Source organism: Fructobacillus sp. ESL1096 (genome assembly GCF_058511985.1).
The window spans coordinates 618,595-631,340 of the sequence record NZ_CP196400.1; the positions used below are offsets into that span (position 1 = coordinate 618,595).

A 12,746-nucleotide genomic window follows, 5' to 3' on the forward strand; every position below is an offset into this window, starting at 1 on the left:
TTACCCTCCAATCACTGTTACTGGATCAATTTTAGCAATCAACCGCATCGGAATCACAGCACCCAATAGCCCCATAACAACCAAAGCCAAGCCTGTCAGACCAATCAAACTAAAGTTAAAGAACATTGGCACCGCTGCTGGCATAATAGCACTCGTGCCGAGAGCCAAGGCCATGCTAACAACTACCGCTACACCCATCATTAAAATGGTTTGCGACAAGGTGTTTAACACTAAATAGCTAACCGGAATTCCCTGTGCCCGTAAGACAGCAAAGTTTTCCATCTTCTGCACCGTCAAAATATAGAGGAAGATGGCCACAATCACAACTGAAATCAGGATCAAAAAGGCAATCATCAACACGAAAGTCTTATTTTGCGCACTATAACCAGGCATTTTTTCAAACAATGCCGCCTTCGTAACTACCTGTAAGTTCCCGTCACGCACGGTCAGTTTTCCCCGGCTAACAAAGCCTGAACCAACAAATTGAGCAGTTGTCCCCTTAATGGCAGCCCACTGTGACTGGTCGCCATATACAACTGGTGCCATATTATATTCCGCATTTTTGGCAAAACCGACAACCGTTAGGGGCTGACTTTGCAGCCCTAGGGTTAATTGCTGCCCTAACTTGATCCCCTGATTGGCCAACTTACTAGAAATGACAACTTCATTCTTAGTTTGCCACAAGCGGCCCTTTGTCAACGAAATACTCTGGGCCACCTGACTGTTTTTACTCAAGCCAATAAACATCGCCGAGTCGCGGAGCTCACCCTTCTTTAAGATGCCTGGGGTTAAGGCGAGTAAATCAGCCCGCTTTCCCAAAACCCGGTCAGCATCTGCCTGCGTCAACAAGGACTGACTAAGGTCGCCGTTAGCATCTTTACTCAACACCACTGATTTGGTCTGCCAACTATTCACCGCCGCCGTATTTTCATTGGCCAACCCAAGTGCTAAGGCACTTAGAATAAAAATTAAATAGGCAATCATCGCAATGACTGCTACGATCAACCCGTAACGTAACTTTTCTTTTTTAATTTCATGCCATGCTAAAAACATCTTAAACCTCCTGCTTGTTCCAGCCTGACAAGGCATCTAATAAGGCCAAAATCTGCTCTTTGTCGGTTGGTGCTAAAAAATATTCGCGAATCAAATGGTGAACGGCAACGTTGGCCAGCCATTGTGGCAAATCAGCCGTCGCTTGGTCCCAGTTTTTACTGCTGGTTTCTTGGTGATGAGCCGCCAAAATAGCCTCATCAACGACATAATAATTACTTAAAAAGGCGTAATACGGATTTTGTTCCACTCGGCCAATAAAAGATCGAGTCGCTTGAAATGGGTTATCCCCAACAAAACCCTCATGAATCGTCGCCATCACCTGGCCCAACGTGTAGCGGTAGGCATCTTCTAGGTCAGCAAAGTAAGTATAAAAAGATCCGCGAGCAATTCCGGCCGCTTTGACAATATTGTTAACATTGGCGTCTAAGAGCGAAGAGGTCGAAAATTCCTCTAAGAGAACCTGACTAATTTTTTCCTTTTTGTCTGCATTTAAGTTTAAAAATGTTGGTTTTGGCACTTTTATCCTCCCTGAAATGACACCGTGTCATTATTCATTCTCTAGTTTACTCGTTTATGACACACTGTCAACAATAAATCGTAATTCGCTCTTGAACACCCGCCCTTGTTTTGCTGAATAACTTAGTCGTTCCTTGCTGTTAGGCAACCTCACTAAATTGCATTTTTATTTAAAAAAAGCAAAAAAATAAGCCAACATAGTGGCTTATTAAAAAGAACCTGACCAAATATTGAAACAATAACGAGTTAATTCATGATCGACCGTTACTCTAAAATGGATAAACTTAACAGCTATTATTACCTGAAAAATGACAACCTTCACGTCAATATCATAACTGTATAATCTGGCCATGAAAATCTATTTTTAAATTGTTTGTCGCAGTTCTCTTTGTTCAAAATATTCTCGGATATTGTTTAATGTTAACAAGTTAGTATTTTCAAAAACGATGCCAGCATCTTTTAAAATAACTTGCTCACCAATACCGATTGAAAAAATATTAGCTGCGTTAATCGCTTGTATTCCCATTGCAGCATCTTCAATACCTATGCATTGATCTGGTTTAAGGCTTAATAATTTTGCTGCCGTTGTAAAGATTTCCGGATCTGGTTTTCCCTTAGATAATTTTTGCGGGTCAACAATCTCAGAAAAATAATGACTCAGCCCTATTTTTTCTAATACCCTTGACGAATTTTTGGATGCCGATGCTAAAGCCAATTGATAATTGTTGTGTTTTAAACTTTCTAAAAACGGGACAATTCCGGGAAGAATATCATTTTTAGTCATATTATCAACTAACCTTAAATAATGCTTATTTTTATCATTGGCTAATTCTTGCTTTTCCCTTTCATTATATTGGTGGTCAGCAGGTACCGCTTGTAAAATTAATTCGAGTGAATCCTGTCGACTAACTCCTTTCAAGTTATTCGAAAGACTCTCCGTCCATTTTGCTCCGACTTGCTTGGCCACCTGCTGCCATGCAACATTATGCAGCCGCGATGTATTCGAAATAACACCATCTAAATCAAAAATAACTCCCTTGATATCCTCAAACTTCACTTTTTATTCCCTCCATTGCTAGCGGTACTTTCCCATTTGATTACCTTAATTATTAATTTTGATTATTTTCGATAAGGTGTATTTTTTTTGATTAATAATAACTTCCAATGGGTCACCATTTATCAAGGTAATTTCTGTTGTCTGCTGATCGATTACAAACTTTAGTAACCGTTTTTTAAACATTAATCTAAATTCAAATGAATTCCATTCTTCTGGTAGATGTGGCAATATTTTCAGAATACCTTGAGCGGTTACTTGCATACCGGCAAATCCCTGAACAACATCGAGCCAGCTCCCACCCAAATTAGCCAAATGTAATCCGTCTTCTGTATTTCCTTGAAGGTCAATTAAATCCATCCGAACAGTATCAGAAAAATAACTATATGCCTTCTTCACGTTCCCCATTCTGGCAGCTACTGCACTAAAGATTGAGCGAGACAAGGAAGAATCATGTGTCGTAATTTTTTCATAATAATCAAATTCTCTGCCAAGTTGGGATTCAGTGATTGTTTCCGGAAATAAGAAATCAGCAAGGATGGTGTCGGCTTGCTTATTAACTTGATAGCGATAAATATGAAGTGGATGATAGTGCAGCAGTAACGGATATTGCGAATTTGGGGTCGTTTGAAACGGCCAGATTGGTTTACTGAAGAAACTATCATCCTGGGCATTAATAGCATATTGCGTATTTCTTGAAAAATATATATTGGTCGAAAGATGTTGGAATTGACGTAGCTCATTTTCGGAGGTATTTAATTTTAATAATATTTTCGGATTTGATACCGCTAATTTGTGCCCCACCGTGTAGGCCAGTTGAAGGTTATTTTCAGCCATTCGATTAGTAAAATAATTATTATCGACCATTGCCGTGTACTCATCTGGGCCGGTAACCGTCAAGAATTCAAACTTTTTTTGCCCATTTTTCTCTGTCCATGACCCGAATTCTCTCCAAAACCGAGCTGTTTCGAGTAGAATTTCGAAACCATATTTTTCCATGAATTCATCATCGTCAGTAGCCTCATAGTATTTCCCAATTGCATAGGCTATATCCCCGTTAAGATGGTATGCTGCTGTACTTGCTGGATAATATGCCGATGTTTCTTCGCCATTAATTGATCGCCAAGCAAACAATGCACCACTATCAACACCTAATTCCCGCGCCCGTTTCCTTGCAAAAGCTAACGTATGATATCGATAAATTAACAGACTTTTAGCAATTTCTGGATTCGTATAAATAAAATAGGGCATCATATACATTTCTGTGTCCCAAAAAGTATGTCCTTCATAGCCAGGACCAGTTAAGCCTTTAGCGGCAATATTAGTGTGCCCATCCCTCCCCGCAGCCTGATTTAATTGGAAAATATTAAAGTGGAGAGCCAAGTTGATCTCATCGTTACCTGAAATCATTACTGCACTTTGTTGCCAAACCTTTTCCCAGAACTGATGGCTATTCTCTTTTATCTTTACAAAACTATGTTGCTCTATTGGAACAACCTTATTTTCATCCCCTTTACTAACTTGATAGATATAAGTGAGGTCAAAACTTGTTGTTAAATCACGTTCAGTTAACAATTTTTCGGATATTGAACGCCCTTGAATTGTGATTGATTGATTGGATTTTTTTGTTGCGATTTTTAGCATTTCTCGATCATCAGCACTAGCAATAATCTGCTTTGCTGCACTATTAACTCTGCGTGTTTTCCGTGGATCCTCCTGTGCCCCAAAATCAGCAGCTTCACTGATTGCGTCCAATTTAAAACGTTTATCAACTATTAATTTTCCTTTGTACGAAAGCGGCTTAAAAGAAAATTTAATCCCATAAAAAGATAAATTCTTTTGATCAATGGCTGAAACCACTGTCATTTCGATTTTTTTATGAGCTTGATTACTGACTTCATAAACTTCGTGTAATTGTCCGTTCTCCAAATTGAGGGAAATATCTTTGATTGTGGCAGTATCAAACCGATGATGATTTTCATCTAGCAAAATGATTTTTCTCAGATTTAAGACCGGAACAATCGTTTGATTATTTTTTGGATAAAACGCGGCGGCTTCACCATATGTGATTGGACTATATTCAAAAAAACCGTTAACTAAAGTACCAGTATCATTTGATCCATTAATTGGATTACTAGCTTGTATGCCAACATACCCGTTTGACAAAGAAAATATAGCGGCAAGATTTCCATGTTTTTTAGAACTTATATCGTTTAATTTTAAAACCATCTGCTGACCATTCATCACACTACTCCTCATTAATCATTGACCGTTTTGACAAATCTAATCATTACTGCTGCTACTAAAGCTGAAATTCCTGCAATCAACATCATTGCACTCATCGATTTGTGTACCATAGGGAAAATTGCAAAGCTCGAAACGGAGGCGATAATTTGAGGAATACAGATTTGCCAATTAAACAAACCTAAATAGGCCCCTTCATTTTCGCCCTTAATACCACTTGTAATCATTGCAAAAGCTTCCGTTCCAATCGTTATATACATAATGCCAAATAAAGCAAATGGCACGATTGTTAACATTTTAGTCGAGATGAAAAACAGCATCATCAAGCCAATTCCGCCTAAAATCAGTGCAAAGAAGAGTGCCCCCCTTCGCTTTGACGGTTTTAGTTGAGCCAAAACTAAAGTTCCCCAAAGCACACCGGTTAATGACTGCACAAAAGTTAAAATACCATTCCAATTGCCAGCCGCTTGGAAGCCAACACTAGCTGGATCTGTCGTATGCCACACATTTTCTGCTAATGCGCCAGTACTATAAGTCCAAACAAATTGAACAGAAATAAAACTAAACAACATCACAGCAGAAAGTTCCCAAAAAATTGATGGAGCGTTTTTTAAGAGTGAAATAAAGCTTGGTGTTTTTTCATTTTTATTTTTTTTCAATCCATGATACTGCTGATAATCTTGCGGGTTATATTCTTTGACATTCATAATTGTATAGAACGTCGTTGCCATAATAATGATTGCCCCCAGATAAAAAGAAATCTTAACACTGGCTGGAACCTCACCCTTCGGCGCAATATTGGAGAAGCCAATAATCGTAATTACAGCTGGTAGGATAGCGGCCAACATTCCTCCCGCATTCGAATAAATATTTTGTAACGACCATGCTTTATCCTCTTGTCGTTCATTAACCATGTCACCAATTAACATCTTAAATGGTTGTTGGCACATATTAGCAGAAACATCTAACATCATGATGCTAACAGCTCCAAAGATTAAAGCGGTCGAAGATCCATACCCAAATCCTAACGAACCAGCATTGGGTAAAAGAATCAAAACCAAAGCTGAAATAATTGCTCCGAATATCAAATATGGCAGCCGTCTGCCAAATCGATTCCAAGTCTTATCGGACATTCTACCGACAATGGGTTGAACAATCATCCCTGCTAATGGCGGTAAAATAAAGAACCAGCCTAATTTAGTAGGATCCGTTCCGATGGTTTGGAATATTCTACTCATCTGTGATGTTTGTAAAAAAAAGGCCATATTTAATCCAAAATATCCAAAGGTAAGATTAAATATTTGTTTCTTTTCTAGAACAGGTAATTCATGTTGATAGTTTTCCATAAAGATTTCCTCCTTATCTTTTGTAATTTGATTATAGCATCTTTTTCTGAAAGCGCTTACACTTTTTTGTAAGCGTTTTTCTTTTCCTGAAAAAATGTTTATTTTTAAAATAAAATGATAAAAACAAAACATTTTAAATTTTTCTTTTCAAGTGACTTTCTACTAGCGCTAACCTTCACTATGAAACGCCAAAAGAATGTTCTTATTTTTACGTACCACTGAAACTTGCCCGCTCCATCATTGTTAGTTATGTTTTTCTTTTCACGACAGTGACTGATTCAGACTGTGTCCACTGGTCACGGTTAACACAATCACAATCCTAATCTAACTATCACTGTTTGAATTCATGAACCATGGATTGGAACCCTGCAATACTAATGGATTTTTTCACGGATAATCACTGATTGACTTTATCGACAATGACTAATTTAGACAGTATAAAACCCCAGAATTTGTCTAAATTCTGGGGTTTCTACAACCTTTACGGTGAAATTTGAAATTAGATAACATCCAAGTGCGTTTGACCGCTCTTGACCCAGCCCATCTTTAAGAGAACACGGTACAGCAAGAAGGACATCAAGGCAGGCAAAACAACCCCAAAGACTAGGAAGGTTCCCAACATCCCGGGATTCTTCGTTGCCAAATCAAGTGGCACAATTAATGAAGTCAAGCCCATTCCCGCCAAAGAGAATGGCACCGTCAAATGAAAGGCAACGGCAGCAATTGGTGCACAGACAGCTGCTGATACAACTGGTGGTAAGAAGAGCCATGGATTGCGGACCAGGTTTGGGAACTGAATCTTAGGCGTCACGAAAGCCTGTGCGATAAAGGTTCCTGGCTTGTTTTCGTGGAAAGACATCGCAGGATAAGCCGCAAACATAGCAGCCGTTCCAACTAGCATGGCACCAGCACCCATTGGTGAACTAACACCAGTTGCCCCGATGGCCACCGCTAAAGCTGCTGATGATGCTGGTGACATCAAGAAGACAGCGAACAACATGGCAACCAATGCTGTTCCAACAACTGGACTCCAACTAACAGTAGCAGCAATACCTTTACCCATTCCAACTAAGAGGGGCGTCGTCACACGAGCCAGGTAGTAACCTGAAACAGTTCCAACCAGCGTCGTTAATGCCGGCACGATAATCATATCTAACGGCGTTTTACCAGTTAACCACTTTCCAAAGAGAACGGCTACCACAGCAGCCATAACCGCTGAAATTGGTTGTCCTGTCGTCAAAACAATCGAACCCGGGGCTTGCACACTCGCAAAGCCAGTCACCGTTGATAATTTCATCGTCGTCGTCGTGAAAAAGGCCGCGTTAGCACCAACCGTTGCAGCAGCCATCGCTGAGAACATCACCATGGTATTGGTCTTTAACTGTGAGGCAACTGCCACGCCAAAGGCAGCCGGCAACATAACCTTAGCAATCAAACCTAATTGCACCAGTACTGGCCAATGAGTCAAGCCACCGATTGACTGCATCAAAAATCCCATTCCCAGCGTGACCAGGATCGCATTTGAAATCGCCGCACTAACGTTATAAACTTTCTCTTTTAATGTTTCTTGATCTTTTGGAGTTGCTTCAACAGCTGTTTCTGATTTTTCAAAGTCCAAAACATCTTCTTGAACTTTGTCTTCTGTTACTCGTGCATCCATATGCATCATTCCCCTTTTTTCTCTTAACCAATCGCAAATAAAAAAGGTCCTAACGCTAAGCGTTAGGACCTTTAACACTCAGTTACTAAGAACTAGTAACTGGTGCACTTAAAACCAACCTACTAGTTTAATTGTTTAGTAAGCTGATAATAATAATGACTTGTGATTGGGCCTGATTTGTTTGCATGAACTTGTACATAATCTTTACCCTCTTTTCTGCTCTTCTTTATATGATAAATTAATTATAACATTAGAATTTTATTAGTCAACACTAATTTTGATAATTTCATTAAACCATTTCCAGATGGGTTTGGCCTGACTTGATCCAACCAATTTTATGCATGATTCGATACAGAATGAAGGAAACCACCACTGGCACAACCACGCCGAAGACCATGTATGCACCAAAAACTGTCATGCCTCGACCGAAAAGAGCCAAAGGAACGATAAAGGAGTTGAAGCCAATTCCTGCCATTGCAAATGGTACGGTAATATGGAAGCCAATTGTTGCAATTGGTGCCGCAATTGCTGCGCCTACCATTGGCGGAATCAGCAACATTGGGTTCTTAATAATGTTGGGAAACTGGATTTTCGGAGTAACAATTCCTTGGGCAATTGTTGCCCCAATCTTATTTTCATGGAAGGACATCGCCGGATAAGAAACAAAGACAGCCGTCGTCCCAATCAAAATTGCACCAGCTGCTTCAGGTGAGCTAACACCGGTGGCACCAATCGCTACCGCCAAAGCAGCTGCAGAAGCAGGCGTCATTGTCAATGCCCCGAAGACCATGGCCACACAAGCCGTCCCAATAACAGGATTAACTGCAATACTTGCTGTAATCATTTCACCCATCTTAACCAGAATTGGTGTAGTCACAATTGCTAAGTAGTAACCAGATACCGTTCCGACAATCGTCGTCAAGGCTGGCACAATCACCATATCTAACGGTGTTTTACCAGACAACCACTTACCAAAGAGGACGGCAATCAAACCAGCCAAAACGGCTGAAATTGGTTGTCCGGTCGTGATAACGGTTGATCCAACCGCCTGTGCACTCGAAAATCCTGTCACCGTTGCCAGCTTCATGCTTGAAGTAGTAAAGAAAACGGCGTTTGCGCCAACCGTTGAGGCAGCCATCGCTGAAAACATCACCATCGTATTCGTCTTTAGTTGTGAAGCAATGGCAGCACCAAAGGCAGCCGGCAAAATGATTTTCGTAATCGCCCCCAACTGAATCATTGGTGCCCAGTGAATGAAGCCGGCAATCGTTTGCAACAACAAGCCCATCCCCAAAGTAACCAAGATGGCGTTTGAAACCGCCGCACTAACGTTATAAACCATCTCCTTCACGGACTCTTTGTCCTGTTTCCCTTCATTTTGATTGACCACCATTGCTTCGGCCTTTTCAAAATCAGCTACGTCTTCCTCAATCTTTGCTTGACGACTAATGTCCATCGCTTCTCTCCTTTACTAAATAAAAAAGGCCCCGGCAGTTTTTACACTGCCGGGGCCCTTTGCCCAAGCAGCTACTGGAAGTTTCCTCCCAGTAGCTGACAAACTCAAAAATCAACTTACTAGGAGTACATTAGCAAGCTGAGCAACAACGCGAATTGAGATTGGGCGATTTGACTTTGATTCATAATATTCTTCATCAGTGAAACCGCCTTTCTTTCTTCGTCTTGTTTAATAATGATTTTATTATAACATGAGAATTTGATGAGTCAACACTAATTTTATTTTTTTATTAATCGCTTATAAAATAAGACCAACACGTTGGTCGTATCACCACATCAGTACAAAAGGTTTCTGAAAATTCAGAAACCTTTTTATTAATCGTGCACCTAATTTTGCGGCCACCGCCAGCTTAAGTAAGAAAAAGGCTAGCCAAAACAAAACCTTTCATCATTGATATCATTAGAACAAACCGCTAATCTGGCCGTTTTCATCGATATCGATATCCAAGGCGGCCGGATGCTTTGGCAAACCAGGCATAGTCAAAATGGACCCAGTCAGGGCCACTAAGAATCCTGCGCCAAGCTTAGGTACAAACTCACGGATATGAACCGTAAAGTCCTTTGGTGCACCTAATTTCTTCGGATCATCAGAAAGCGAGTATTGCGTCTTCGCCATCACGATTGGCAATTTATCCCAACCGTATTGTGCAAAGTCCGTCAATTGCTTTTCCGCTTTAGCAGATAGTTCGACAGCTACGCCGCCGTAAATATTTTCAACAATGGCCTGCAACTTCTCTAATGCAGGCGCATCTTCCTGGTACAGTGGGGTAAAATCAGCATCCGCCTGGGCGCTGGTTTCAATCACCGTTTGGGCGAGGTCCTGGGCGCCAGCACCGCCTTGTGCCCACACATCGGCCAAGAAGACCTGGGCACCAAGCGTTGCCACAAAGTCCTCGATCAGCTTAATTTCAGCGTCGGTATCAGCCGTAAACCGGTTCACGGCGACCAAAACTGGGCGACCATAGCGTTGCATGGCCTTAATGTTTTGACCAAGGTTTTCCAAGCCGCCCTTTAAAGCCAGCAGGTCTTCTTGGTTCAAATCAGCTAATGCGGCACCACCGTGATGTTTCAAAGCACGGACGGTCGCAACAACGACAACCGCATCGGGTGCCTTACCAAGCTTTGGCACCTTGATGTCCATAAACTTTTCACCACCAAGGTCCGCACCGAATCCAGCTTCCGTGACAACATAATCCGCCAGCTGCAATGCCGTCTTCGTTGCCAAAACTGAGTTTGTTCCCTGGGCAATATTGGCAAAGGGACCGCCATGAATAATAGCTGGTGTGTGGGCCAACGTTTGGACCAAGTTTGGTTTAATCGCGTCTTTCAAGAGCACTGTCAGGGCACCAGCCACACCTAAGTCAGCAACCGTTACCGGTTTTTTATCATAATTATAGGCGACGACAATTTTTTCAATTCGCTGTTTCAAGTCTTGCAAATCAGTTGATAGTGTCAAGATAGCCATCAACTCGGAAGCAACCGTAATATCAAAGCCATCTTCACGCGGCACACCCGAGGTGGGTCCACCAAGACCAATCGTTGTGTGCCGCAAAGCGCGATCATTAATATCTAAAACCCGCTTCCACAAAATGCGACGTGGATCAATCTTTAACGGGTTACCTTGGTAAATACTATTATCCATCGCTGCCGCTAACGTATTATGGGCACTAGTCAGGGCGTGGAAATCACCAGTAAAATGCAAGTTGATATCAGCCATTGGAATCACTTGTGAGTAACCGCCACCGGTTGCCCCACCCTTGAGACCCATTACTGGTCCTAAAGAAGGCTCCCGCAAGGCAATCATGGTCTTTTGTCCAGCCAGGCTTAAGGCATCCGCCAAGCCAACCGTTACAGTTGACTTTCCTTCACCAGCTGGTGTCGGATTAATCGACGTTACCAAAATCAGCTTGCCCAATTCTGATTGACGATCAACGCTTTTATCTAGGTTAATCTTAGCCTTATCATAGCCGTAAGGTTCAATTTCATGCGCCTTCAAGCCTACTTTTTCAGCAATCTCGCCGATTGGTTGAACAACCGCTTCTTGTGCAATTTCGATATCTGTTTTCACTCGCACATCCTCATTCTTTCGCTAAGTCAACCGCCCAATGACCAATGTCATGACGGTAAACTAAGTCACCATGGGTCTTATCCAAAACATCATATACTAAGGCTTGCGCACGCACCGTGTCCTCGCCATGACCAACAACCGTGGCCACACGACCTCCGCTAGCAACCAAGCCATTTTCAGCAAGTTTAGCACCAGCATAATTGACCGTCAATGGTGACAACTCGACCGTCGTTGGTACCACACCACCCTTTTCGGGTGCCTGTGGATAGCCTGGCGCAGCCAATACCACCCCTAAGTATACATCATCGCTTTGCCAGTGTACTTCGGGCTTTTTACCTGCTAGCAAATCCAAAATCAATTGATAAAAATCAGATTGGAGCTGAGGCAAGACAACCTGGGCCTCTGGATCACCAAAGCGAACGTTAAACTCAATCACCTTTGGCCCGGCTGCAGTTAGCATCACTCCGGTATATAAGACACCGGTAAAGGGTGTTCCCCGATCAGCCATGGCGGCTAACATGGGCATTACTAATTCATCAACTGCCTGTTTCGCATCTGCTGGACGCAACCAAGAAAGTGGGCTATAGGCCCCCATTCCACCAGTATTTTGTCCACGGTCATGGTCATAGCGACGCTTATGGTCTTGGGCCATTGGTGTATGCACAACCCGGCCATCTTGGCCGACTAAGGAAAAGATGGAAAATTCAACACCGTTCAAGAATTCCTCAATCACTAATTTAGCAACCGGGTCTTTCTGATACAAGCTTTGCAGATATTCATCGGCACTCGATTGGTCTTCAATAATCGTAACACCCTTACCAAGGGCCAACCCATCAAGCTTAAAAACCATTGGCCAATCAAAATTTGCAATCGCTGTCTTGGCTTCGTCTTGGCTTGTCACCGTAACAGCCTTAGCCGTTGGAATTTGGTTAGTGGTTAAAACTTCCTTGGCAAAGGTCTTTGACCCTTCCAATTGTGCAGCAACGGCATTGGGGCCAAAAATCTTCAAACCGGCGGCCTCAAAACGGTCGACAATCCCTAAAATCAAAGGATCTTCGTTGCCAACGAAGGTCAAATCGACCTGTTGCTCTTGAGCAGCCTGCACCAAGGTGTCTAAGTCGTTTGCTCCAATGGGTAACCGAGTCAGGTTTTCTTCCTGCATGCCATCATTACCAGGCGCTACGAAAACTTCATCGACCTGGGGACTTCTCAAAAATGTTTGGGCGAGCGCATGTTCACGTGCACCTGAACCAATTACTAATACCTTTGCCATAACGATTGTTCCTCTTG

General features: G+C 42.1%; 9 protein-coding genes. All 9 read right to left on the bottom strand.

Annotation, left to right across the window (positions count from 1 at the left end):
• A complete protein-coding gene (locus tag ACSYSR_RS02885) occupies positions 1-1,053 on the bottom strand; it encodes an ABC transporter permease (protein ID WP_489816184.1) in 1,053 nt (350 codons plus the stop codon).
• Position 1,054: 1 nt separating this feature from the next.
• Positions 1,055-1,570 (bottom strand): TetR/AcrR family transcriptional regulator, encoded by a 516-nt coding sequence (locus ACSYSR_RS02890; RefSeq protein ID WP_489816183.1) that lies wholly within the window; start codon positions 1,568-1,570, stop codon positions 1,055-1,057.
• A 363-nt stretch (positions 1,571-1,933) separates the two neighbouring features.
• Positions 1,934-2,626, bottom strand: coding sequence for a beta-phosphoglucomutase (gene pgmB, locus ACSYSR_RS02895; RefSeq protein WP_489816182.1), 693 nt, complete (start codon positions 2,624-2,626; stop codon positions 1,934-1,936).
• Between the two features lie 45 nt (positions 2,627-2,671).
• Positions 2,672-4,867: a glycoside hydrolase family 65 protein gene (locus ACSYSR_RS02900; RefSeq protein ID WP_489816181.1), complete on the bottom strand. Its 2,196-nt coding sequence runs from the start codon at positions 4,865-4,867 to the stop codon at positions 2,672-2,674.
• Positions 4,868-4,881: 14 nt separating this feature from the next.
• On the bottom strand, positions 4,882-6,213 hold the full coding sequence (locus tag ACSYSR_RS02905; protein WP_489816180.1) for an SLC45 family MFS transporter: 1,332 nt from the start codon (positions 6,211-6,213) through the stop codon (positions 4,882-4,884).
• Between the two features lie 499 nt (positions 6,214-6,712).
• Positions 6,713-7,873: a PTS sugar transporter subunit IIC gene (locus ACSYSR_RS02910; protein WP_489816179.1), complete on the bottom strand. Its 1,161-nt coding sequence runs from the start codon at positions 7,871-7,873 to the stop codon at positions 6,713-6,715.
• A 289-nt stretch (positions 7,874-8,162) separates the two neighbouring features.
• Positions 8,163-9,266, bottom strand: a complete 1,104-nt coding sequence (locus tag ACSYSR_RS02915) for a PTS sugar transporter subunit IIC (RefSeq protein WP_252774419.1) — start codon at positions 9,264-9,266, stop codon at positions 8,163-8,165.
• A gap of 522 nt (positions 9,267-9,788) precedes the next feature.
• On the bottom strand, positions 9,789-11,456 hold the full coding sequence (locus ACSYSR_RS02920) for a formate--tetrahydrofolate ligase (protein ID WP_489816178.1): 1,668 nt from the start codon (positions 11,454-11,456) through the stop codon (positions 9,789-9,791).
• Positions 11,457-11,466: 10 nt separating this feature from the next.
• Positions 11,467-12,729, bottom strand: a complete 1,263-nt coding sequence (gene purD / locus ACSYSR_RS02925; protein ID WP_252773280.1) for a phosphoribosylamine--glycine ligase — start codon at positions 12,727-12,729, stop codon at positions 11,467-11,469.
• Positions 12,730-12,746: the final 17 nt, after the last annotated feature.